Origin of the sequence: Bacillus sp. 3103sda1, assembly GCF_024159135.1 — a bacterium.
Lineage (GTDB): Bacteria > Bacillota > Bacilli > Bacillales > Bacillaceae_G > Bacillus_A > Bacillus_A rhizoplanae.
Genome location: NZ_JAMYWS010000001.1, coordinates 2,960,955 through 2,985,255, shown reverse-complemented (window position 1 = coordinate 2,985,255; position 24,301 = coordinate 2,960,955). Strand labels below are relative to the sequence as shown.

Here is a 24,301-nt window from a genome sequence, read left to right as displayed (position 1 = left end):
ATAGGCCTCTCTTTTTTATGTTTAAAAATGATGAAATTTGAAGGGAGAAATACAAATGGAGAATTTAACTCTTGTATTAAAAATAAATGACGAAGATAAACGTTTTGTTTCACCAGACTTCATTAGTGGAAAATTGTTCCGACAAGCTTCGGATATCGCGACAGCATTTGAAAGTGGGAATGGTGAAAAGTTTGAACTAGATAAAAACTCCAAATTTGTTTGTGATGTGTACGGAAATCAGTTTACTGTTGATGAATTTGAGGAAGGAACTGATTCTCGTAAGATGATGAAAACAATCTATGCAGTAGTGAACTATGTTATCGGAAATATCGAGAAAGCTAGCGCTTTACTTGCAGCAGAAAGTGAAAATACAGAAGAAAAAAACTAACGATGAGTGAAGCTGTAATGGATATGTATAACGCCTTAATCGATTGTGGCTTCACTCAAAATCAAGTTGACGAGATGGACATTGTTCATCATTTGAAGTTACTGGCTAGACGTAAGCAACAAAAGAATAAAAAAGAACAAGAAGATGTTCTGTATATTGATCAAGTCTTAGGGTAAGGGGGTGAATGAATGAGTAAGAAAATAAAAGTTGAGTTATATTCTAATTCCACTGAGTTTAAAAATGATATGAAAGCTGTCGGCGATCAAATGAAACTTCTTAGAAGTGAGTTTCAAGCAAATCGTACAGCTGTGGGTACTTGGGGAGACGAGTTCAGGCAATCAGAAGTTAAGATGGATTTTTTAACGAAACAGATTGAGTTGCAAAAACAAAAAGTAGAATCATTGACGAAGGCTTATATTGATTCGGCTAATAAAAAAGGGCAGGATGCGAAAGAAACCCAAAATCTTGCTCGGCAATTAAATTATGCAACGTCTGAATTAAACAAGATGCAAAATGATCTGACTCAAACAAGTCAAAAGCTAGATAGACTTACTGAAGGCAAGCACCTCAATGAGTTCAAGAATGATATGTCTTCACTTGCACTTGCTATGAAGAAGATAGATTCTGAATTAAAATTAGCTTCTTCTTCCGCAGAGAATTTTGGTAACGAAATGAGACAAACTGTTCTACATGGTGAAGCTCTTACATCAAAATTAGAAGTGCAACAACAAGTGGTTAATAGATTAGAAAACGAGTATGAACGTCTAGTACAAGCGGAAGGTCAAAATTCTAGAGAGGCGAAGCAACTTGCTATACGTTTAGATGAAGCAAGAGCAAGTATGAACGGCTTACAAAACGAGCTAACACAAACCGAACAAAGATTAGAAAGCCTAGACAATGAGCTTCGACAACAAAGTACAGCTTGGGGTAGGTTCACAGGTAACATGGATGCAGTCGGTAACAAGATGATGCATATCGGTGGCTCTGTTGCCGCGACTGCCGGTGTTGGCTTTGCCACTATGACGTATGCGATGAAAGATGCGGTCTCGGTGGGCATGGAATTCGGTGCGCAAGTAAGCCGTGTTGGTGCTATTGCTGGTGCGACAACAGACCAATTGAATAGCTTGAAAAATCAGGCGCTTGAATTGGGCGCTTCGACTTCTAAAAGCGCATCTGAAATTGCGAAAGGTCAAGAAGCATTAGCCGCTTTAGGTTTCACTGTGGATGATGTTCTTGGAGCAATGCCTGGAGTTATTTCTGCAGCTGAGGCATCTGGATCTGATATGGCGCAGACCGCTGGGGTTATGGCTTCCACATTAAATATTTTCAGTATGGAAGCTAGTGAAGCTACAAGGGTAGCAGATATTTTGGCGAAAACAGCAAATATTTCGGCGGCAGACTTAACAGACATGCAATATGCCTTGAAGTATGCTGGACCACCTGCAGCATCACTTGGTATTAGTTTAGAAGAACTAGCGGCTTCTATTGGTATTATGACAAATGCTGGCATGGAAGGTGAACAGGCCGGTACAACTCTTCGTACAGCGTTACTTCGTCTTATAGATCCACCAAAAGAAGCCAGCACAGAATTAAAAAAACTCGGAGTGACAGCAACTGATTCTAATGGAAAGTTCGTTGGTTTAGAGTCAATAGTAGAACAACTATCCAAGGGTATGAACGGAATGACTGATGCTCAAAAAGCAGCAGCACTTTCTACTATTTTTGGCACAGAAGCAGTATCGGGAATGTTATCTCTTATTTCAGCTGGGCCAAAAGAAATTGATGAAATGACCAAATCTCTTGAAAATAGTGCTGGAGCATCTGCTGAAGCAGCCAAACAAATGAAGGATAACCTTGCTGGTGCCGTGGATGAAATGAGCGGAGCAATTGAAACAGCGAAGATTAAATTTACAGAAGGACTTACACCCGCATTAGAAGGAGCAGCTAAGGTTATTACGGATTTAGTACAGAAATGGAACAATCTTGACGAGGGAACGCAAGAGGTTATTGCTACGTCAGCAGCATTAGCAACCGCACTGCTCGGAGTGACAGCTGTAGTTGGTGTACTAACATTAGGAATTGGTGCGCTTCTAACCTTTGCTGGACCACTTGGTCTTGCAATTGTGGGAGGAACCGTAGCATTAGGAGCACTGGGAATTGCCGGTTATGCGACAGTTGCATCCCTCAATAATGTTGCGAAAGCACAAGAAGAATCGAAAGAAAAGGCACTCTTATATGGTGATGGTGTTTCTAATGCAACCGTTAAGGCTTCTAAATCTTATGTAAAAATGAGAGAAGAAGCTGAATTACAAATGTTTCAGCTTTCTCGTACAACTGGTGAAGAAGCCGACAAGATGGCGACAAAAATAGTTGAAACTTACTCTAAGATGTCAACTGATGTTATTTCTACATTAGAGACATTCAAAAAAGATGTTTCCGTTGTTATGGAGCAGTTATTCCAAGATACAGAAGGAAAGTTCGGTGAACAGCGTCAAAAGATCGAGCAAGAAGCTATAAATGCAATCGATAAGGATATTGGCAAAACAAAGCAAGCATTAGATACGATTAAGAAGTATCAACAAGAATTTAATCTTGATACTTCGAAAATGTCCGCAAATCAGCAAGTGGAATTACAAAATGCTCTTAATGTTTTCCAAGAAATGACCAGTGCTTTTGCGAAAAATCAGAAAGACGCGTTGGCAATACAGCAGTCTATTGTATCTGAAAATGGAAAGCTTTCTTATAAGCAAGCGAAAGAATACAACTCTCAAATTAATAACGTTTACAAAGAAGGACAGGATGCCGCTAAAAAAGATTACGAGTATCGTAAAGATATTATTTCTAAAATGGATGTGGATTCTGATACTCGTAAAACATTGATGGCAAAAAATGATGCACAATATCAGCAAACTTTAGCTAAAAATACTGCAACGTATAAACAAAACGCAGAAGCATTATTTAACGAAATGTCACGAAGTGGGAAGTTGTTAGACCTTGAAACTGGTAATCAATTTGAACGATTAAAGAAATGGGATACTAACACTAAAACCATGCTGAATGAAAGTGAAGCAGACTATCAAAAACGATGGGCCGAACAGCAGATAAATTATTTCCAAAAGCTTGGTGAAAGCAAAGAGTCTGCTATGCAGAAAACTCAACAAGCACTAATTGAATTTTATACAGGTATGGGTTTGACTTTAGATCAAGCGAAACAAGAAGCTTCTAAAGTTGTAAATGGTGTGAACGAAGAATTAAAAAAAAGTAATCCTGAAGCAGAACAAGCTGGTAAAGACAAAGGTGACGCACATAAAAAAGGTGTGGAAAGTACAGAGCCTGGAAATAAAGCAGCGGGAGAAAAAGTTTCTAATAGTACTGATGAGTCTTTAGGTAAGAAAAAAGAAGAAGCAGGAAACCACGGTAAAGAAAAGGGTAATAAACATAAACAAGGGGTAGAGAGCACAGCAGGTGGAAATAAAAGCGCTGGAGATAACGTTTCTAATTCTACCGATTCCGGTTTATCACAGCAAAAAGGTAATGCTCAAAAGCATGGTAGCGATAAAGGTAACGCGCATAAACAAGGTGTTCAATCAACACAGGGAAGTAACGGTGCTGTTGCTCAAGCTATAAGTTTTGTTGTTTCTAGAGTGTTAGGGTCAACAACTGATGGTGGCGGTGGTCAAAAAGCTGGTTCGATGTTTGGTAGAGGTGTAGGATCTCAAAAAGGAAATGCTCAAAATGCAGGAAGAGATGTAGCCAAAGGTGCAGAGAGTGGACTTAAAAGTGGTGATTCTTATCCAATTGGTTCAGCAATAGCAAAAGGGATGGCATCAGGTATTACAGGTGGTAGAAGTTCTGTTATTTCTTCAGCTATTGATTTGGCTACAGGTGCGATTTCAGCAGCAAAAAGAGCATTAGGAATTAACTCACCCTCGCGTGTTGCGAAATACGAGCTGGGACATTGGGTTCCGGCAGGGGTAGCCGAGGGAATGAATGATAACATCGGAGTCGTACAAAAAGCAGCGAATAACCTTGCTAAAGCAGCTATTCCGGATGTAGCAGATATAGAAGTTAAAACGAAAACAACTTCGGATTTCTCTTCTTTAGCTTCAACAATTGGAAGTGCGGCTGAAGTTATAAAAACAAATCGTGAGACATTTACAGTCCACAATATTATTCAAACACCTAATTTAGAAGCAAAGCTTGAGAAGTTACTAAGTTTCTTTGAAAAGTCTATGCAAGTTATGACTAATCAACAGGAACAAGATCAAACGACTCAATCTCAAGGAAATACAACAATTCAATTAGTTGTGGATAAGCAAATATTAGCTGAGGCTGTGGCTGAACAAATTGATCTTATTCAAGGTAAAGCGATTAATACAAGTTTATTCTTCACAGGGGGTGTATGATGTATCTAACAATTGAACGAATGAATGGAAATAAATATATCCTTTCTAAAGAGACAGGATACTTCATACTGTATTTTCGCCCTGAATCATTACAAGTGAATGTGAATTATGAATATATAGATGGGAGAGATATTCCCGTTGAGGTATCGTCACAGCCGCAAAGAAGAAAAATTCCTATGGCATTGTTGATAGAATCATATGATTTCCCCGACTTTGCATTAAAAAGAAATGAGTTCTTTCAAATATTAGATTCAAGGGAACCTTTTTATGTAACAGTTGACACTGAACCAGGAAAACGATGGTTGGTACGTGCTGATTCGTTCACACCGGACCATATAACAACTAAAGTCGGTAGATGTAATATAACCTTGCAATGCGTATCTCCTTATGCGGAAAGTATAGGTACTACCCTAGATCCAATGACCTTCGACAGTGAACTTTGGCAAATAGGACAAGGTTTGATTGCTGAAGATATGCTTTATAAATTTTCTGTAACTTCTTTCCAAGTATACAATGCTGGAGATGTTGCAATAAATCCAAAAGAACCAAGAATGCCACTTGTTATTAGAGTATACGGTGTAACTCAGAATCTCTCGATTACAAATAGGACGACAGGAGATGTTTGGCAATATACGGGGGAAACAACCGCTAGCGATGTTATCGAATTGAAAGGTGTAAGGTCTCTAAAAAACGGAGTGAGTATTTTTGGGAATACAAATTACAAACTCATAAATATTGCAACAGGATGGAACGATTTTGTCATCGGCGGGGTTACAGGCCCGTTTAATATAGAATTCGATTTTAGATTTTATTACTTGTAGAGGTGATTAGTATTGTTAGTGGTAACAGGAATAAATGGCCAATCAGAAGGTTTAGTAGATTATAAAGAAGTAAAGAGAAAAAGACGTGTGAATGGTGAACACTCTATTTCTTTTTATTTATTAAATACTGAAAATGTAGCGCATGCTTATCACCTCGCGGATAAGCGAGCGAAAATCAAAGATAGATATGGGGATGAATACATCGCATTAGGCATAAACAAACGTGGTCATTATGGAAAAACGATTACAGCTCCGCATATCTTCTTTGATGACATGATGGATTGGCAATATAATCTTCTGAATGGATATACAAATTTTAATCAATGTATGGATTTCATTTTTAAAGATACGGGATGGAATTGGGTAAACCAAGGGGCATTTTCTGCAACAACATTTGAAAATTTTGGTGACGACACTAGATCATCTCTATTACAGACAGCTTTAAATCGCTATGGAGCTGAAATGAAAATCGACATTAAAAATAAAACAATTATCTTTAAAAATAAAATTGGTGTAGAAACTGATGCGCAATTTCGATATGGTCATAATCTTAAAACATTTGATGAAGATACAGATATGACAAATTTCGCAACGTATATTCGCGGGTATGGTAAAGATGAATCTGGTAATGAATTTATGGTGGAATACGAATCACCAATGGCAAAAATATATGGGCGTCTTCCACAAAAACCAATTCGTGACGAGAAATATAAAACACCTGAAACGATGTTGGAAGCATGTAAAAAAGAAATTAACGATGTTATAGATACACGTTTTAAAGTAAGTATTGCTAATTTAATTGAAAATGGATTAGATCCCCTTCACAAATTTGATCTTGGAGATTACGTATACATGTTGTATGAAGAAGCAGGAGTTTCTGTGAAAATCCGCGTGATCCAAATTGAAGATGACCCAACGGACCCAACAAAGAGTCCGATTGTTGAACTTTCTACATTTACAAAGTTGAGAACAGCAAGTGCGATACAGGCGCAGTTTCAGCAGACACAAAGGCAAGTGCAACAATTGTTGGATGATGGTGGAAACTTAAATCTTTCTTTGAAACGTCTCTATATGAATACCGAGACTTTCGCAGATAATACTGGAGTTTGGTATGTAGATCCGTATGACTCAAATGCGTATGTTCATATCGGCGCAGGTGGCATTGATGTTCATAAAGGTTTAATTCGTATTGAACGAGCAGACGGGACATCTTATATCGTAGACGGTATTCCGAATTCAGAGTTTGTTATTCAGGGAGCTTCGCCTCCTTTTACTGCTCTAGAAGTAACAACAGAAGGGTATTGGTGGGCAACAATTTCAACTAATCAAGTAGATTGTCAATTTTATACTTTCAAACAAACGAATCGGTATTTAAAAGTACAAGTAGCACAATATACAACAGCGGGAGCAACAAGCTATATCAGTGTGGAAGAAGGCGGGGATGAAGTTCCAATTACAGTATTAGCTGTGGCTTCTTCTACTGAAATAGACCCGAGCGCTGAAGCTACAGGAAAAGTCATTACAGTTGACTTAGGAACTCCTACAAATGTAATGAGATCTCTATATGTCCGTTTAAAAAGCTCAAATGGTCAAAAAGTTTACGGTCGAGTAATTCGTATGTGGCTGGAGGGATAAGGTGATTAAGCTATTTGTAAACATAGATAGTGAAGGAAACATTATTAATAGTGTAGCTGGTGAAACCGTAGTCCCGAATGTGGAATACGGTTTTTATTTTGAGGTAGATTCTTGGGAAATACCTCAAAACATTGGGAATTATAAAGTTGTAAATAATGAATTAGTTTTAAAAAACGAATTTTATATAAATTAGGAGGAATTAATTATGAAACCAGTTCAAATTTACCTAGGAGTACCACAAATCGATAAATTATTAGTATTTGATGTACAACAAGGGCAACAACTTACTGTTAGACAAATGATTTTTACTAACACAGATGTAGCAGATTCAAAAATTACGGTTACTGTAAATACAGTTGATATTATGAAAGATTTCGTAGTAACAGCTGGTGAGACAAAGATTATCGATGTAGCTATTGTGTTAAACCAAAACGATAAACTATTTTTACAACAAGAAAAACTTAACGCAATCAACGTTATGCTTACAGGTACTTCTGAACCAATGTATTAAAAAACTGAAGAGAGCGCGATATGCGCTCTTTTTTGTCTTATTTTGGAGGTGATAAAGTGGGCAGATATAGATTGTTGGATAATAATTTTGATCGTATTTTTCGTAATAATTTAAACGAAAACTTTGAAGATGTTGATAAAGATATTCAAGCAGTAGAATCCCGCGTATCAAATATAGTTTCTGATTCAGGTGATAGTAATATAGAAATTGTAGATGCTCGGCAAGGGAAAGATGGTGAAATCTATACAAGTTTACGAGATCATACAAATGCAATTCATACAAAAATAGATGAAAAAGCAGAAAAAACCGAATTACAAGCAGTAGCAAGCGGTTCACCAAAAGGTGTATATCCGACTCTTTATGCATTACAGTCATCGTTACCGACTGGTGGAAACGGTATTTATGTAGTAACAGCTGACGGTAATTGGTACTACTGGAATGGTTCTTATTGGGCAGCTGGAGGAATTTATCAAAGTACTGGATTATCTCCTAAATCAGTTGATGAAACGAAGTTTTCTGATTCTGTTTATACGAAACTATCAAAAAACCAATCGGCGCAACAATTACAAACAGGAACAACAAACCTTGTTTATGGTTCGGATGGGTCAAAAACAATAGAGGAAATAAAAGCTTATAGAGATACGTACGTTGCAATGCCGACAATTGGAACAACCGTTTCTATTACACCTGAAAAAACTTTTCAAATAACATCCGATTCTGTACAAGCTTATTTTTTTAGAAAGTTTAATTGCGTTAATGATTTAGCACCAGGGAAAAAAATTTCATTAGCAGTAAAAGTGATAATTGATAATGCAGGATTAAGAAAAGAATATCGGTTCCTAGATTCTACAAATACACCTATACAAATAGGTGGCGTTTCTTTGATCCAACTAGAAAATGTCGGAGATGGTTGGTTTATTGGTCAAGATATCACTGTACCGCCAAACGCAGTAACACTTGAATTGCGAATGGATTACCGTACAGGAGCAACAGGGACAAGTATTGTATATACAAATTCAACTGTTATGCCAGGTCGGTATTTAAGTAAAGTCGATCAAAAAATGAAAGATGATATCGCGGCGGCGCAAGTAATGGCGGCAGACGCTCTTACAAAAGCCGGGGCCGTAAATCTTTTTCCCGATCCACTCATAAAGAGTATTGATTGGGGAACAAATCTTTCCCCTAGTTCCGTTGGATTTGGTAAAAGAGAAGTTGTGAATGGAAAAGGGTTATTCGTACTTCAAAACGTAACAATAGCATACAAAGAAGCGTTTTACACTGATTTAAAATTAAGCGATTACCCAACTATTTTACCGGGAGATACAGTTCGATTTGAAAACAACATTTACGCTCAAACGGTTAACGGATTGCGCCCTGGTGATAATTTAATGTTAGTTATTGCTTATGATGCAAATAATGTTGAGTTAGGAAGAAAGGCTACTTCTCCAATAACGACAACGGGTTCTTATAAAACTGATTTTGTAATTCCTGCAAATACATCTAAATTACGTTTGCGGTGGGATTTGCAAGTTGATACAGCGGAGCAAATGGCAAGTGTATATTACAAGATTGATTATATTTCTCTTTCTAAAGTTCAAAATGGAGCGAATTCACAGTTACTAATGGCGGACATGTACACGACAAGAGCCATGATTGATAAAGCGGTTAGTGGAGTTGGGGCAGGGGCGACTTTTCATGTTTCAACAACTGGTGATGATACAAAGGATGGAAAAACAGAGGGCACAGCATTTGCGACATTCTCTAGGGCAATTGCGGCAGGGGCAACAATTATCATTGCAGAACGCGGAGATTATTACAACGTAAGCTTTAGTGCAACCGGGTTAAAAGAGATTACTATTTTACCAAGGGATCACGCGACGTTTGACCAGGCAAAACCGGACGGTAAAATGATAAATCTGTATGGAGGGGAAAAACTTTCACCCGCTTCATGGGTAACATATAACGCTATTTATAAACAACCATATGCGGGTAACACTTATTATACGGATGTATTCGTTAATAAAACATTACCAATTGACACCGGAGGAACTAGACCGAGCTACAACGCTTTCTTATGGGAGGACAATAAAAAGTTAGTTCCAAAATTAACAATTGCAGAAGTTGAAGCAACGCCGGGATCATTCACATACGATGGAACAAACGTTTATGTAAATCCTTATGCCGGATCAATACCAATTGCAAGCCGGGTTTATGTTGCAGTAACAAAAGGAAGCGTGGTAGATGTATCCAAAACTAGAAAAGTTGTTTTACAAGATGTTGAAGCGAAGTTCGCCACAAAAACGACAATTGTTGCGCAAAATATAAAAGACTTAAAAGCGCAAAATTGTGCCGCTAATTATAGTGGTCAAGCGAACGGGTGGTCTTTAGATAGTTCAAATGGATTGCTAATTGATTGCGAGGGTGCTTGGAATCGAAATGACGGTTTTAACATTCATGATTACGGGGATACAGTATATGTAAATTGTTCGGGTCATGATAACGAAGATGATGGAATTTCACATCACGACGGATGCACCGGTTATATTTACGGTGGTGAATGGTACAATAATGGTAAAGGTGGAATTATCCCGACATATGGCGCGATTGTTCATACAGAAAACGCAGTTTGCTATAATAATGTTTATGGTGTTTATTACGGTGGAACAAAAGGGGTTACACCGAGAAGAAGTGTACATGTTTCAAATATTCTATGTTATGGTAACAAAAACGCCGGGTTGTATGTATCACATGAATATGATGTAAAAGCATATAATTGTGTACTAAAAGACAACGTTAACGGGGCGTACGCCGAAAGCAACGGATCACTAGAGTTATATAGTTCTGATGTTACGGAAAACACTTCACTTGGTGTCGCTAATGCCGGAGAATTAACGGTAAAAGTTAAGGATTGCAAGCTATCAGACAACAAACGGAACGCACAAATGAGCGGAACCGGAGAATTAAAGCTTTCAAGAAATCAGATATTGTACGGTACAACGTCCGGTATTCAGTTAGTTTCTGGTAATATCATTATGGAAAAACGAAACAATGTATACGGAAATTCAACTGCTTATGAGGGTTCAATTTCACAAAATGAGAAGGACAAAAATGTGTCAATACCAGCTATTTAAATAAAGCAAAATACGAATTTAAAGCCAAAAGAAGGGGCGCGCAGCCCCTTAAATAATCTGTTCAAGATCGTTAATCACGTAAGTAGCGCCATCATAAATGTAGTCTAGAGTAGCCAGTACTGATTGTTGAATGTCTTGGAAGATGAAATCAACCCAAATAGTAGCCTCAGCACTTTTGAGACTTTGTGCATTTATAGGTAACTGTGTGCGTTGATCAAACCTTATAGACTGTCCGTCAATACCTATTGAGTCCATTTGACAGTCAATCATGACTATGTTACTACCGTGCTGACCTACTAATCTAACTTCTCTAGATTCAGTTCGTTTTTGTTTTGAAAGCTTCCTGTGCTTATTATTATTCACAAGAAAATTGAACCTAGTTAACCAATTTGATCCACCGGACATAAAGGGTTGATGTTTTTCAAATGAAAAAACGATATCAGGACGTTCTGTTCTTAGACCTAGAAACCAAGTGTCTATATACTTATCGAATTCTTTTTTTGAATGTCTGAGAGGAAAATTAATTCGTTTTTCATATGTACTTAATTTCTCTTGCGGAACATTTTTAATACAAAAGCGTGAAAAAATATCGAAAGCCGCGTAATCTAACGCTGATTCAATATTATTTAGAAAGTTTCTAATCTTATTTTGAAGTTCCCTGGGAATGTATTCTTCGGAAAGATACTTCTCGTACGATTGATTAATTTCATTTAGAAGTTGCTTTGAGTCCTGTAACATGAATTTAGATTCTGATAATGACAATGAATTCACCTCCTTTATTTTAATTAGATTTTATAATGCGGATAGGAGGAAAGACAATGAATAAAGAAAAGTTAGTAGAAGTTTTTAATGAACTTTTAGGAGAATGGGAGGGCGCTGAAGGTACTGTAATTCATGACAGAGGCTGTATAGATGATTACCCTGATTTAGAAAAGAGAAGGGAAGAATATAAACAAAAATTTTTCAGAGCATTGGATGAAGTATAACGAAATATGCGGATTTGAATAGATTTATAAATTGAGAGAGGCGAATATCGTCTCTCTTTTTATTTTGAAAGGAGAGGAATTTGTGACAATTGAAATTGGAGTACTTATCGCAATATTATCACTAGCTATTAGTTACTTTGCTTATTCGCTTAATAGAACAAAATCAATAAAATTAGATGGTCAACAGAGTGCTGAGATGAAGGCAGAATTAGGATATATCCGCAAAGGTGTAGATGATATTCGAATTGATTTAAAAGCGAATGAAAAACAAATGATTGCGCTTGGAGAACGAATTACACGAGTTGAAGAAAGTTCCAAGCAAGCACACAAAAGGATTGATACTTTAGAGAAGGAGATGGGGTGAAAATGAAATTTACAAAAGAGAATATCGTTAAACGTTTGCGCAACTGGAAAACATGGGTTGCGCTTTTTTCATGCGCTGGATTACTCCTACAAGTTTTCGGTGTAACTGGATTCGAAGGTAACTTAGAAAAGATTCAACAAGCTGTATATATGATTGGGATTGTGTTAGGTATTTGGACTGATCACGATGAAACGTCAAAAGGAGATGTTGAGTAATGAAATATCATAATCGTAATGTAAATAATTTAAATAAGTTAGCGGACCATACGAAAGCGGCGGCTTTCCAGTGGTATCATTATTGCGTGGATAAAGGAATCGAAGTATTAATCTATGAAACAATCCGTACGATTGAGCAGCAACGTCAGAACGTAGCGAAAGGCGCATCGCAAACTATGCGTTCTTATCATTTAGTTGGACAAGCTTTAGATTTTGTTCCGATCAAACCAGATGGCACGGAAGATTGGGATGGTTATAGAAAGGAGCCTTGGGCGTCTGCTATTCGTTATGCTAAAAACATTGGATTTGAATGGGGCGGTGACTGGAAAGGCTTTGTCGATTCCCCTCATTTACAATGGAATTACAAAGGATATGGAACAGATACGTTTAATGTTGGTGCTGTCGCGGATTGTGAACCAGTTAATTCTAATGAACGTGGTACAATAGATCTACCAAGCGATTGGCAAACGAAAAATCTTGGATACATTACTGTTACGGTAGATGTAGCAAATGTCCGCGAGAAACCTTCTACTGACTCAGCTATCAAAGGTAAAGTTCGCAGAGGTTCTGGCCATGTCTATTTAGACTGGTATTATGACGGAGTTTATTTTTGGTACAAAATTGCCAACCACAACTGGTTACGTTCCGATGTTTGTCAAATCAATAAGGATAATAAATGGTGCGGAGTCATTTGGGTTGACGGAAGCAATGTAAACGTACGCTCTGGATCAGGCACACAGCATGCCAAAGTTGATAAAATCAATCAAGGATCATATGAGATTGATGGACGCGAAGGGGATTGGGTTCATATTAAAGACCGCGGTTGGATTTACTTCGATGCGTCATATGTAAAATGGATTAGATAAAAAAAGCCGGCTCTCGTTATGAGCCGGCTTTCTTACTATCTCATTGATTTTCGATATCCTGCAGCCTGTGCCTCTGATTCCGAACAAAACATTTCCTCAGGATTTGTTCTATCATAGAATTGTTGTCCTGGCATATGATAAATTTTTTCCCCTTTACTATTTTTATTCCCTTTAATATTACAAGAGCCATTCGGTGTAGGTTGTGTTTTTACTTCTGGTTTCGTTTCTGGCTTCGTTTCTTGTTTTGGTTGAGGAGCTGGAGTTGACGCTGCAGTTTGTTGTTTTGGTTTTTCAACATCTTCATTAAAACCATTATCCGTTGCATAATTCTCGATACTCCATATTCCGGTCTTACTATTTCGGGCAGAATCTTGAATTTTACGGAATTGATCTACGTATTTTGTGTTTGGTGGAAATACTGCAACACGTGCATAACCTTTTTCTAAAAGCGTGCCGTTAAATAATTGATTATCTAACCAGACATAGGCTAAGAGACGACCGTATTTATCGCGTTCTTGCGCGTCCAGTTCTAAACCGATTTGTTTTCCGCTCAACTCTTTTTTTGTAAAATCACTAGCTTCAGGTCCAAAAGGTTGTACCGGCTTAGAAGGGTGTTTAGTTTCTGGAGTATCAACAAGAATCATACGGACAGTTTCTTCTTTGCCATCCAATTTTACTTTGATAGTGTCTCCATCGATTACTTCTAAAACATTAACTGTTTTGACATTAGGTTTTACAATAGATACACCGTTTAGCTGATATGTAATAGGTTTAACGGCCTCTTGTTTAGGTTCTTCTTGTTTAGTTTCTTCTTTCTTAATTTCTTCTTTTTTTACTTCTTCTTTAGGTTTTGCAGAAGTGACGGTATCAGTTTTTGTTTCCTCTTTTTTATTAAACAAATTAATGATTACTACTAGTGCGAAAAATACAGAGACAATGATTCGTACAATCTTTGGAAACTGCTTATATTGCCACATGCGATACAAACCTATCGGAAAGAACAAAATGAGCCAAAATATTGTCCATCCGTTTGACTTTTTCATAAATATCCCCCTTGAGTATAAAATATTACGATATTAAGTATATCAGATGATATAGGGGGATTTTACATAAACTTGCATTTGCATAATTCTTTTTGTAAGAAAATGAGATATGTAGAGAAATACATTTTAAGATAGTGAATAACCCAGCTCCTTTGTGGGCTGGGTTATTTTTTATATACCAAGTAGCTGTTTCTTCTTCGCATCAAATTCTTCATTTGAAAGAATACCACTGTCACGTAAGTCAGCTAATTTTTTGATTTGGTCAGCTACGTCAACAGGAGCGTGAGCGGGTGTAGGAGAATGGAATTCATCCATTTTTTGTTCAATCAGTGATTTCAGTTTGTCAAAATTGGATTGTTGCTTCTTATTGAACATGATTGTATTTTCGTCTTTTGTAGCATCAAATAGTCCGCCTTTATTCTCTTTTCCTCCAGAGAAAGCGAATTGAATATATCCGTTTGTAAATGTACTAGCTGGTTTGAATTGAATCGAAGAGAGTTGTTTAATTAGTATTTCTTTATCTCCTTTTAACCCTTGAGTCATTTTTGCGAGCATCCCTTTTCTTTTAATAACAATTTTGTTTCCTATAACTTGTAATTGTCCATTTACTCCAGTAGCTTCCATGATAATCCCCCTAGAATATGTATTAATATTACAAAAATAATTATAACAAATATAAAAAGCCGATCCTATAAAAGAATCAGCTTATCTATTGCTTATGAGCTCATCATTTTGATGAGTGCATCACCATCGATTAACTCAATATTTTTATTTGCTGCATATTTTCGTGCGTTTTTATTAAAGTTACTCAGTGTTACAAAATACCCTCCAACAGCATCAGCATCTATGATGGCGCTATGAAGCTTCTGAATCATCGGTCTTCCAATCGTGCTTTTCGTATAACGTTTTACCTCAACGAACTTCATTTCTTTTCCTTTATGCAAAATAATATCTTTTCCACCGTCATTAGATCCGGATGTAACTTGTGCTTTGTATCCAAGAGAGCGGAACAAGTCGGCTACCACATATTCAAATTCTCTCGGGTTTATCTCTTCTAAATATTTTCGATTTGCTTCTATATTCATTCGATTAGTACGAATCTCTTCTGTAGATATTTCTGGATTTTTCGTTATTGCACCGATTAGAAAAACAAGTAAAAGCAATAATATAGCCCAAATCATGCAATTCACCTCAGTATGAGTATGCCCAGGTGATGTTTATTCTAAATCTTCTTCTATCCAAATATCCTCTAATCTCATTTCCAACGCACGGGCAATTCGGTATGCAACAGGAAGTGTTGGAAGACCGCCGTTAACCAGTTTAGACATTGTGGATGAGGCAATTCCAGCTTTGGTAGCAATAAAACTATACTTTATTCCGCGCTCATCTAAAATTTCTTTCAAACGACTTTTCATACAATCATCCTTTTTTTGTTTGTCCTACGAATTTTTTCTCGAAGGACAGGCAAATTCCTTCTTTCCAGGTCATATACCTTTATCAAGACCACGAGGAATACCAAGTGGAACCTAGGACATCAAGAAGGGAGCTGGCTTATATGCGTTGGCAATATGCACATCTGAATGAAACACCTTACCTTTATTCTTCAAGGGAATTAAGAAAAATGTATAGGGATTCTAACGGGAAGAAAGAAACAAATGCGATTGTGGGGCACATGGAAAGATATGAAGTTTTTAATAACAGGGAGTACAAAGGATACTATCGGTTATCGAACGATATTATGGATGATTTGTATGAAGATGAGGACGAAATCCTTGATTGGGGAGAAGTTATAGATCAGTACCAACCAATTATGACATCGAAAGGCTTGCAACTAAAAAGAAGAGAGGGATTTAGATGACAATCGTAGGTGAAGCAGTGGTAATTTGGACAGCAACAGGCTTATCCGTAATTACAATGAAGGCAGCTGAAAAAATGGGTCACAGTATTCCACGTTGGCTTCCAAAAGTAACTATGTACACGACGCTTGCAGGCTCGTTTATCTATCTTCTACGTTACCTTCTAATTTCGTTTCTATGAGGGAATACAATGTGGAAATAGCACATGATAGGCGGTGCAAGAGATTCAGCTTGTATCGCTCTATTCCAAAAACAAGGGATATATACCCTTATAAAGGGTATATGGGGAGTGGTGAAAATGATTGAATTACTACTTGTTCCAACAGCAGCGTTAGTTTGTGCGTATTACGGTGATAAATTCAAAAGTAAAAATGATGATAGAAAGAAGATACAAGTGTTTTTTGAAGTCAGTGGAATTGCAATTAAACGAGAAGATAAGCTACAGTATCCAACCTTCATTGAACAAAAAGATGATGACCGCAGTACAACGTATGTATATCGGTTGCCGCTAGGAATGCCAAGTAAAATCATTCAAAAGGTTGAAGATGTTGTAAGTGAAGGGTTAAGTAAACCTGTACGGATCCAATACGATAATTATAAATTAAACATTCGTGTGTTTCGCAGAGAAATACCAAAGGATTGGCCGTGGTCTATCGAGTTAGTACAGAAAGGTAAATGGCGTGTTCCGATAGGTCAGAGTTTGGAGAAATTAATTTATCATGATTTTGATGAAACTCCACACATGGCTGTAGGTGGATTGATTCGTATGGGGAAGACGGTATTCCTTAAAAACTTGTTTGCTACTTTGTCATTAGCGAATCCAAACCATGCTCATTTTTATCTTATTGATTTGAAAGAGGAAGGGTTGGAATTTGGTGAATATAAAGACTTGCAGCAAGTAGAAAGAATTGCAGAAACACCAGAGCAAGCGCATGGGATGCTCTTAAAAGTGATGGAGAAAATGAAAGAACGTGGAAAATACATGAAAGAACGAGGCATTAAAAATATCGTTCATACAAAAGAAAGAGACCGATATTTCATTGTAGTAGATGAAGGGGCAGTACTTGCACCAGCAAAAGGATTGCCAAAAGGTCAAAATCAAATGCTAGAACAGTGCCAGTATATGTTGAGTCATATTGCGAGGGTAGGTGGTGCGCTTGGTTTTCGTATTATATTTTGTACACAATATCCAACCGGTGATACATTACCACGCGTCATAAAACAAATGGCTAATGCAAAACTTGGTTTTCGTTTACCTACACGCACCGCATCAGAAGTCGTTATTGATACATCCGGACTAGAAAATTTACCTTCCATTCCAGGTAGAGCGATATATATGAAAGAAACCTTCACCGAACTACAAGTACCAAACATCGATGACGAAAAGATGTGGGAACATCTAAAAGAATTCGAGGTGGAAAAACATGAGCATCCAGAGCCACTTGAAGATCAATCGTCAGATGTCGATACTTGCGACGATTAGAAAACTGCAGTTCGCAACTCGTCGTCACTTAATGTGTGTGCATGATATGGGGGGAATACGTAACGCCAATAGAATTATGAGTGATTTAACACCATACGTCAGCAAAACCATGTATGGAAAGGAATATGTATACTATCTAAACAAAGATGGCCATGATCTGTTTGGTGATGATGGAAAGGTTGTATCACGAGGAAAATTAGCTCATGCCCTTTTAAGAAATGAAGCATGGCTGAATCTTTATTGCCCTGACGATTGGCAAATAGAAACGGAAATGCTCTACACAAGAAATGGAGAGAAAAAACGTATCATTCCAGATGTAAAATTTAAAGACGATGAAGGTATACTCCATGCAGTCGAGATAGATCGGTCGCAAAAAATGAAAGTGAATGAAGAGAAATTAAAGAAGTATGAAGAGTTTACCTTTATATATAAGAAGAAATACGGAAAAGTTCCTGTGATTCATTTCTTTACAGTTACGCCTTTTCGAGAGAAGAAGTTAGAGCAAATGGCAGCTAAGTATGAGGTGTTTGCGAAGGTTTATATAATACAGGAATTGTAAAAAATAAACGATTAATGAAGATAGGGGAGCAAACATAATTAAATACCAAAAGGTATCAGTAAGCGGTGTGAATAATAAGACTGATACCTTTTTAGAATATATAGAATTAATTTTGTTTCATTACAATGTTAATATCGGGATGTACTTTTAAATCCTCTAAAACTTCCTGGAATTTTTGGAAACTCACAGGGTTCACCTTATAAACACGTTTTTTTAGATCTTCTTCGTTATTGAATTCAAATAAAGCAGGTCTATTTCCGCCATTATTTTTAATTAAGTAATTTAAAGTATGTAAAGAATGAACTAGTTTAGGTGCAATTGTATATACAAAATGTTCATATAGATTATTTATAAATAAAAATACAACTTCAACATGTGCTTCTAAAGCTATTACATTAGGCATTTTTTCTATATCTGATTTTACATGTTTCCATTTTTTAAATTGGAGTAAGTGTTCTTTTGTAGTAAATATTCTATAACAATTAGAATGATCATTTTCTAATGTAGTTAAAGGAAAGTCGTAATGTACTACAAAGTTTCTCATTAGATTCATAAAGCGATACGAAACATGACCATCGTAAAATTCACTAGATCTTTTATTAAAGTCATGCATTGCTTCTATCCCGATAGCTTTCTTTATATTTTTTTCTCCATAATCAATAAACATGCCAAATGTATTTAGAAAATTTATAAACAAACGATTCGCTTCCAGTAAAATTGATTCGTCCGAATAATTTTCAGGTTTCTCAGTGTCGCTCTGGAGAAATGCCATAAAATCAAGAAATATTGCATGATTAAATTTTACTAACTGAAACATCTGCTTCATTCTTGAACATAAATTTATATCACTCAAATCTTGGACATATTGATCGTATTCCGGCTTAGTTAAATGTTTTTGAATAACCGCATCATAAATATCACCATTTCTTTTTATATATCCAATACCAAACTTCATTCACATCATATCCCCTAACTATTTTATAATTTATAGATTTTAAACCGCATATTATAAATTTAACAGTTTTATAATAAAAAGTGCTAACAAGTTTGCAAACGAACTTGCTAACACCTACACAAAAAAGATATAAAATGTCGCTGATATATCCTTTGTTAAAAGTTTCATTTCCTTAGTTCTTACAAATAAACATAACTATTTGAAACGTACTTACTAAAATATGACTCTTTACTAAGAGTTTCAACCCCTTGATACATTAGGTATTAGGGGGTTTTTGGTTGCAAAAAATGGTGTGCTGAAGGTTGAAAAAATTTCTTGGTGAATTGATGTTTTATCATATCTGGCGAGAAGACCCCCACCTCAAACGTGAAGCGGTAGGTGGGGGTAGTTCAATTACTATTGGTGCATTTCTAGGTATTTGGACAGATTATAAGACAAGCCTTGTATATGATGCGAGAAGAGTGGATGGGCCTTTTTTTTATGTTCTTTATTATAGTAGAAGAAAAGATAGTTTCATTTCTGTATATAGCAGAAGTTAGCATTGTAGAGTTAGTAAGTATAATGATAGGGGAACGAACTAACAAATATTTTACGAGCTTGTTAGTTTTATGAAAGTAAATAGAGTTTAATCATTTAGATTTTACTTTCATCATTTACTTCAATTGATATCAATTTTCTCGTTGGGGGTACCTGTTTTCATTAGGTTGATGAACATGTGGCGAAACTCCTAAAAGCGATTCGCGATAGCTTACGATAAATTATATTTTTTAGACACCTGAAAGAGTGCTTTTCTACGTGAGTTTATACCGTATTATAGGAATAAAAAGATTTAATTAGGATCCTCATTTGCCGTTGATACTTCCTCATAACTTTAACAAGTTTCACATAATGTACACAAATTTACCATTTGCACTATGATAATATAGAAATTGTAAGCAGTTGGTAAATAATGTGTTATTATGCCCTATTTTTATATGTCGATCGGCTGATCCCCGATATGAGTTATGTAATAATATTATTTTAGAATGTAACGGAGATGATACAATATGACGACCTGGTTTATACTTTCGTTGATTCTTTTTTTTGCTATTAAATTAATAGTGACGAGTCTTCCAACCTCTGTTGTGGAATCGTTTGTCAGCAAATTTGAATTGCATCCAAAACTTAATGAAGCTGCTGTCACCGTAACCATCGACGGAAAACGCTTAGAAGGTGAAGATAAAATTCAAGTTATTAATCATTTTAACGAAGCGTTATTTTTAGAGAAATATTATTTTCCTCCACAGAGCAGCGGGACTCCATTGGTCATTGATACTAAGAGGGGCAAAAAGGACGTTAGGTTTTCTATATACAGTTACAACGATCACGTTGATGTGTTCAAACAGAACAAGAAGAAAGTAGTTGCGTATAGCCTACGTTCCAATAGCCTTCAAAAAAGTCCTATGTTAGTAACGGGGGATGTAGTTTAAAAGGATCGTCAAAGACGGTCCTTTTTAAATAGAAATTTTATTTTCTTTGTTTTGAAGTATTAAACATTTTTGGAAGAGTCACAAAGCGCGCCCCTTTAGATGTAAGGTCAGGAATAAATCGGTCAAGGGCATTTACAGAACCTTGTAGTTTCCCACCTGGTGCAGAGTGTTGCAAGAGAATACTTCCAGGGAAGGTATTTCCTAATACTGTGTTAGTAATTACCTCAGCGTTTAACCCTTTCCAATCTAATGTATCGACACTCCATTGAATAATCATAAAGTTTTGTTCAGTAGCCCACTTAACTTGATCTTCATTTATAATGCCATAAGGCGGACGGATTAGTTTCGGAGAATATCCTATTAGTTTTTGTAATATGTTTTCTGTTTTTAAAATTTGTTCATGATATTGCTCATCACTTATTTTTGCCAAGTTAGGGTGGTTATAAGTATGATTCCCCACGATGTGTCCCTCGTTAACAATTCGTTTTACAACTTCAGGATATCTTTCGGCATTTTCACCTAGCAAAAAAAATGTAGCTTTTACACTATGTTTTTTTAATTTGTCTAACACTTGTGGAGTATATAAGAGATCGGGACCGTCATCAAACGTGAGAGCCACTTCGGATTTATTATAAGGTCCTGAAAAAGCGTATGCATATTTTTCAACCCAAGGAAAAGGAGTCCATGATCCTCTCGTTGCTTCTTCCTTAGATTGAATCTGAAAAGGAAACGGGGCTTGTGATGAAGTAGGAACTGATTTCGTATAATCTAAAGTATAAAATGGATTTTGAATTGATGAATATGAAACCATTGAAGGAAGAACACAAGGCGAAATATGATTGTAGGGAGTGCTCTGAAAGGGAAATACCACTTTGGGTGGATAAAAAGAATACATGATTGAAATACCTCCTTAGAAAAGATAGAAATCTCTCTAAAACTTTTATATGCCAATGATTACAGTTTGGTTAGGGAAGAAAAAAGTGTGAGTAGTTTGTTTTTCATCCGTATTAATGGGTTATATCTCAAGGGGGCGGGAGAGATAAAGAAATCCTCATCTGCCTAATTTTCACTTTATTTTATAAAATTTGGAATAGTACCTTGTAATATTCAGTACTGAATGGTATATTATGGTTAATTAAGTACCTTGCATTAAATAGTACTGAATGGGAAGGAGGATTGCCCTTGAACGTTCAATTTAAAAAAGGTGTATTGGAGCTTTGCGTTCTTGCGCTTGTAAGGAAACGAGATTGCTATGGCTATGAATTAGTTCAGCAAATTTCAAATAAGTTTTTAATATCAGAAGGATCAGTGTATCCATTGTTACGTCGTCTAACGAAAGAAGGGTACTTTCATACATATTTAAAGGAATCATCGGAAGGGCCTCCGCGGAAATATTATCAGTTAACAAATCAAGGTGCAGAGCAACTCTATGCGCTTGTGACAGAGTGGCGTGATTTTGCAAGGGGAGTACAAGAAATTATTGAAGAGGTGTAGCGAATGACTAAAGAACAATTTCTTCATGAATTATCAGAACACCTTAGAAAGCTGCCAGAAGAAGAACGGAACGATATTTTATATGATTACGAGGAACACTTTCAATTTGGAATAGAAGAAGGGAAAACAGAAGCGGAAATTATAAAAGCTCTTGGTTCGCCAAAAACAATTGCTAAGGAAACGTTAGCGTCTCATCGCTTAGAGCAGGTGAAGCATAATCCAACTTTTTCTAATGTAGCAAGAGCGATTGTGGCAATCATTGGACTCAGTTTTTTAAATTTAGTTGTTGTATTAGCCCCGTTATTAACAATCGGAAGTCTTATTTTAACACTTTGGACAGTTAGTGCTGTATTTGTTTTATCACCTTTACTTGTGTTAACAAAAATTATTTTTGCTCAAATTTTTATTTTATCTGATGTATTCGTTTCTATTTTACTCTTAGGTATTGGTTTACTTTTAGGGATTGGTGCTTATTATTGTACAGTTTGGTTTAAAACGCTTTTTGTCAAATACGCCAATTGGAATTTAAAAGTAATTAAAGGGGAGTAGATAAAATGAGGAAAATTGTATTCATAGCACTTGTTTGTATTGTAATTGGAGGAATTGGTTTATTTTTTGCAGGATCAGCTTTTTTTATGAAATCTGTGAATGGGTCAGCGGGAACAAAGAAATTGGAACAGAAACAATTTAAAAATGATCAAATTAAAAATATCAACGTTGACACAGATGTAGGAGATGTTGTAATTGAAAAAGGAAAGACTGATTCATTTGAAGTTCGGTATAATGGTGATCAGGAAAAACGAAAGTTAGACGTAAATGAGAAGGGCGAAACGCTACAAGTGGAAGTGAAAACAAAAAAGAAACATATATTTGATTTTTCTTTTTTTTCATTTGGTTTCAAAGGTGAAAGTTTAATAGTCGTTGTACCTGAACGCGTATACAATCAAGTTGAAATAGAGACAGAGGCGGGAAATATTCAAGTGCGAGACATTCAAAGTGAAAATGTATCCGCACATACAGCAGCAGGTGAAGTAGAAATGAAGCAAATAAAATCGAATAACGTGAATACTTCATCTAGCGCGGGGGATATTGTTTTGCATAAAGTAGAAGGAAAAGTACTTGCAGAAGCAACAGCAGGAAATATAGAGGTAACGCAGCATAACCCGCAATATAGTATTGAAGCGGAGTCAGCAGCAGGAGATGTCAATATTCAGCTACAGGAAGTACCGAAAGATGCCGTTGTAAAGGGCTCTTCTCATGCAGGAGATGTAAAGATTTTCGGGAAAGAAAATAAAGAAATTACATTAGGGAACGGAAAGGTACAGATTAGCGGGGAAACAGCAGCAGGAAATGTAAAAATCAAGACGAATTAAAAACAGACCAGCTCAGCTGGTCTGTTTTTAGTGTAAATGACGATAGACACCAATTACTTTTCCGATAACAGAAACGTTATCTAAAATGATAGGCTCTAAAGAAGAGTTTTCTGGCTGCAAACGGAAATGATCTTTTTCTTTGTAAAAACGTTTTACCGTAGCTTCATTGTCCTCTGTTAAAGCGACAACGATCTCACCATTGTAAGCAGATTGCTGTTGGCGAACAACAACTAAGTCTCCGTCAAAAATACCGGCTTCAATCATACTATCTCCGGAAATACGTAACATAAATACTTGATCTGAGCCTGAAACGAGGTTTGCCGGAAGTGGGAAATGTTCTTCTACACTTTCAACTGCTGTAATTGGTGAACCAGCTGTAACTTTCCCGACAATCGGTACGTGAACGACTGGTTGTGTATCCGTTTCGATGTTATCGTTTCCTAAAATTTCAATGGCTCTCGGTTTTGTTGGATCGCGGCGAATGTATCCTTTTTCCTCTAAGCGAGATAAATGTCCGTGCACAGTAGAGCTAGAAGCAAGACCGACTGCTTGACCGATTTCACGTACGGAAGGCGGATAACCTTTTTCTTGTACTTTTTGTTTAATGAAGTCGAGAATGTCTTGCTGTCGTTTCGTTAACTTCTCCATGTTTTTTACACCTCGTTTTCTTTAAATTTTCTTACTTGTATTATAACATGTGAAAAAATATTCTACAAACATAAGTTCGAATAAATGCTTAGTTTGTG

Annotated in this window: 28 protein-coding genes; 20 read left to right on the top strand and 8 right to left on the bottom strand. The window is 36.5% G+C overall.

From position 1 onward, the window contains the following. Positions 1–55 precede the first annotated feature (55 nt). The 8 genes from gpG to NKR74_RS14785 are packed head-to-tail and all read left to right on the top strand — an operon-like array spanning position 56 to position 10,892. A complete protein-coding gene (gene gpG, locus NKR74_RS14820; protein WP_253630080.1) occupies positions 56–388 on the top strand; it encodes a phage tail assembly chaperone G in 333 nt (110 codons plus the stop codon). A 2-nt stretch (positions 389–390) separates the two neighbouring features. Next, positions 391–564: a hypothetical protein gene (locus tag NKR74_RS14815; RefSeq protein WP_253630079.1), complete on the top strand. Its 174-nt coding sequence runs from the start codon at positions 391–393 to the stop codon at positions 562–564. Positions 565–576: 12 nt separating this feature from the next. Beyond that, entirely contained in the window at positions 577–4,794 is a 4,218-nt protein-coding gene (locus NKR74_RS14810) for a phage tail tape measure protein (protein WP_253630078.1), read from the top strand. Next, positions 4,794–5,615: a phage tail family protein gene (locus tag NKR74_RS14805; RefSeq protein ID WP_253630077.1), complete on the top strand. Its 822-nt coding sequence runs from the start codon at positions 4,794–4,796 to the stop codon at positions 5,613–5,615. The genes NKR74_RS14810 and NKR74_RS14805 overlap by 1 nt, the downstream gene beginning before the upstream one ends. A gap of 12 nt (positions 5,616–5,627) precedes the next feature. Then, positions 5,628–7,250 (top strand): phage tail protein, encoded by a 1,623-nt coding sequence (locus tag NKR74_RS14800; protein WP_253630076.1) that lies wholly within the window; start codon positions 5,628–5,630, stop codon positions 7,248–7,250. Position 7,251: 1 nt separating this feature from the next. Then, complete coding sequence (locus tag NKR74_RS14795; protein WP_253630075.1) at positions 7,252–7,443, top strand: hypothetical protein; 192 nt, start codon at positions 7,252–7,254, stop codon at positions 7,441–7,443. Between the two features lie 12 nt (positions 7,444–7,455). After that, positions 7,456–7,761: a hypothetical protein gene (locus NKR74_RS14790; protein WP_253630074.1), complete on the top strand. Its 306-nt coding sequence runs from the start codon at positions 7,456–7,458 to the stop codon at positions 7,759–7,761. Positions 7,762–7,817: 56 nt separating this feature from the next. Next, positions 7,818–10,892 carry a right-handed parallel beta-helix repeat-containing protein gene (locus tag NKR74_RS14785; protein ID WP_253630073.1) on the top strand — a complete coding sequence of 1,025 codons (3,075 nt, stop codon included), beginning with the start codon at positions 7,818–7,820 and terminating at the stop codon, positions 10,890–10,892. 48 nt (positions 10,893–10,940) lie between these two features. Here the strand turns inward: NKR74_RS14785 and NKR74_RS14780 are convergent, their stop codons facing one another. Beyond that, the gene (locus NKR74_RS14780; protein ID WP_253630072.1) at positions 10,941–11,654 is read right to left on the bottom strand and encodes a hypothetical protein; all 714 of its coding nucleotides are present in this window, start codon (positions 11,652–11,654) and stop codon (positions 10,941–10,943) included. Positions 11,655–11,710: 56 nt separating this feature from the next. On the opposite strand from NKR74_RS14780, the gene NKR74_RS14775 reads away from it, so the two are divergent. From NKR74_RS14775 to NKR74_RS24005, 4 genes are all read left to right on the top strand, one after another. Beyond that, positions 11,711–11,878 (top strand): hypothetical protein, encoded by a 168-nt coding sequence (locus NKR74_RS14775; RefSeq protein WP_253630071.1) that lies wholly within the window; start codon positions 11,711–11,713, stop codon positions 11,876–11,878. An 82-nt stretch (positions 11,879–11,960) separates the two neighbouring features. Further along, positions 11,961–12,242: a hypothetical protein gene (locus NKR74_RS14770; protein ID WP_253630070.1), complete on the top strand. Its 282-nt coding sequence runs from the start codon at positions 11,961–11,963 to the stop codon at positions 12,240–12,242. Positions 12,243–12,244: 2 nt separating this feature from the next. Next, positions 12,245–12,457, top strand: a complete 213-nt coding sequence (locus tag NKR74_RS14765; protein ID WP_253630069.1) for a hypothetical protein — start codon at positions 12,245–12,247, stop codon at positions 12,455–12,457. Next, positions 12,457–13,323: a M15 family metallopeptidase gene (locus NKR74_RS24005; protein WP_309247638.1), complete on the top strand. Its 867-nt coding sequence runs from the start codon at positions 12,457–12,459 to the stop codon at positions 13,321–13,323. Before NKR74_RS14765 ends, NKR74_RS24005 begins: the two co-directional genes overlap by 1 nt. 35 nt (positions 13,324–13,358) lie before the next feature. On the opposite strand, the gene NKR74_RS14755 is transcribed toward NKR74_RS24005, so the two are convergent. The 4 genes from NKR74_RS14755 to NKR74_RS14740 all read right to left on the bottom strand — a co-directional run bounded on the left by NKR74_RS14755 (position 13,359) and on the right by NKR74_RS14740 (position 15,781). Further along, complete coding sequence (locus tag NKR74_RS14755) at positions 13,359–14,366, bottom strand: thermonuclease family protein (RefSeq protein WP_253630068.1); 1,008 nt, start codon at positions 14,364–14,366, stop codon at positions 13,359–13,361. Positions 14,367–14,537: 171 nt separating this feature from the next. Then, complete coding sequence (locus NKR74_RS14750) at positions 14,538–14,990, bottom strand: DUF4429 domain-containing protein (RefSeq protein WP_253630067.1); 453 nt, start codon at positions 14,988–14,990, stop codon at positions 14,538–14,540. Positions 14,991–15,082: 92 nt separating this feature from the next. Next, positions 15,083–15,547, bottom strand: a complete 465-nt coding sequence (locus NKR74_RS14745; protein ID WP_253630066.1) for a restriction endonuclease — start codon at positions 15,545–15,547, stop codon at positions 15,083–15,085. A 36-nt stretch (positions 15,548–15,583) separates the two neighbouring features. Beyond that, complete coding sequence (locus NKR74_RS14740; protein WP_253630065.1) at positions 15,584–15,781, bottom strand: helix-turn-helix transcriptional regulator; 198 nt, start codon at positions 15,779–15,781, stop codon at positions 15,584–15,586. A 140-nt stretch (positions 15,782–15,921) separates the two neighbouring features. Here NKR74_RS14740 and NKR74_RS14735 point away from each other — a divergent pair, with 140 nt between their 5' ends. From NKR74_RS14735 to NKR74_RS14720, 4 genes are all read left to right on the top strand, one after another. After that, the gene (locus NKR74_RS14735; RefSeq protein WP_253630064.1) at positions 15,922–16,224 is read left to right on the top strand and encodes a hypothetical protein; all 303 of its coding nucleotides are present in this window, start codon (positions 15,922–15,924) and stop codon (positions 16,222–16,224) included. After that, positions 16,221–16,403 carry a hypothetical protein gene (locus NKR74_RS14730; RefSeq protein ID WP_253630063.1) on the top strand — a complete coding sequence of 61 codons (183 nt, stop codon included), beginning with the start codon at positions 16,221–16,223 and terminating at the stop codon, positions 16,401–16,403. The genes NKR74_RS14735 and NKR74_RS14730 overlap by 4 nt, the downstream gene beginning before the upstream one ends. 117 nt (positions 16,404–16,520) lie before the next feature. Next, entirely contained in the window at positions 16,521–17,705 is a 1,185-nt protein-coding gene (locus NKR74_RS14725) for an FtsK/SpoIIIE domain-containing protein (RefSeq protein ID WP_253630062.1), read from the top strand. Continuing rightward, a complete protein-coding gene (locus NKR74_RS14720; RefSeq protein WP_253630061.1) occupies positions 17,647–18,264 on the top strand; it encodes a replication-relaxation family protein in 618 nt (205 codons plus the stop codon). The genes NKR74_RS14725 and NKR74_RS14720 overlap by 59 nt, the downstream gene beginning before the upstream one ends. Before the next feature lie 106 nt (positions 18,265–18,370). On the opposite strand, the gene NKR74_RS14715 is transcribed toward NKR74_RS14720, so the two are convergent. Beyond that, positions 18,371–19,219, bottom strand: coding sequence for a hypothetical protein (locus NKR74_RS14715; protein ID WP_253630060.1), 849 nt, complete (start codon positions 19,217–19,219; stop codon positions 18,371–18,373). Between the two features lie 1,046 nt (positions 19,220–20,265). Here NKR74_RS14715 and NKR74_RS14710 point away from each other — a divergent pair. Next, entirely contained in the window at positions 20,266–20,688 is a 423-nt protein-coding gene (locus NKR74_RS14710) for a YfmQ family protein (protein ID WP_253630059.1), read from the top strand. Between the two features lie 37 nt (positions 20,689–20,725). Here NKR74_RS14710 and NKR74_RS14705 read toward each other — a convergent pair whose 3' ends face one another. Then, positions 20,726–21,583, bottom strand: coding sequence for a peptidoglycan-N-acetylglucosamine deacetylase (locus NKR74_RS14705; RefSeq protein ID WP_253630058.1), 858 nt, complete (start codon positions 21,581–21,583; stop codon positions 20,726–20,728). Between the two features lie 287 nt (positions 21,584–21,870). Here NKR74_RS14705 and NKR74_RS14700 point away from each other — a divergent pair, with 287 nt between their 5' ends. The 3 genes from NKR74_RS14700 to NKR74_RS14690 are packed head-to-tail and all read left to right on the top strand — an operon-like array spanning position 21,871 to position 23,555. Beyond that, positions 21,871–22,182, top strand: coding sequence for a PadR family transcriptional regulator (locus NKR74_RS14700; protein ID WP_253630057.1), 312 nt, complete (start codon positions 21,871–21,873; stop codon positions 22,180–22,182). A 3-nt stretch (positions 22,183–22,185) separates the two neighbouring features. Beyond that, complete coding sequence (locus NKR74_RS14695) at positions 22,186–22,731, top strand: HAAS signaling domain-containing protein (protein WP_253630056.1); 546 nt, start codon at positions 22,186–22,188, stop codon at positions 22,729–22,731. A gap of 5 nt (positions 22,732–22,736) precedes the next feature. Beyond that, positions 22,737–23,555 carry a DUF4097 family beta strand repeat-containing protein gene (locus tag NKR74_RS14690; protein ID WP_098311101.1) on the top strand — a complete coding sequence of 273 codons (819 nt, stop codon included), beginning with the start codon at positions 22,737–22,739 and terminating at the stop codon, positions 23,553–23,555. 27 nt (positions 23,556–23,582) lie between these two features. Here NKR74_RS14690 and lexA read toward each other — a convergent pair whose 3' ends face one another. Continuing rightward, positions 23,583–24,203: a transcriptional repressor LexA gene (gene lexA / locus NKR74_RS14685; RefSeq protein WP_098311100.1), complete on the bottom strand. Its 621-nt coding sequence runs from the start codon at positions 24,201–24,203 to the stop codon at positions 23,583–23,585. Positions 24,204–24,301: the final 98 nt, after the last annotated feature.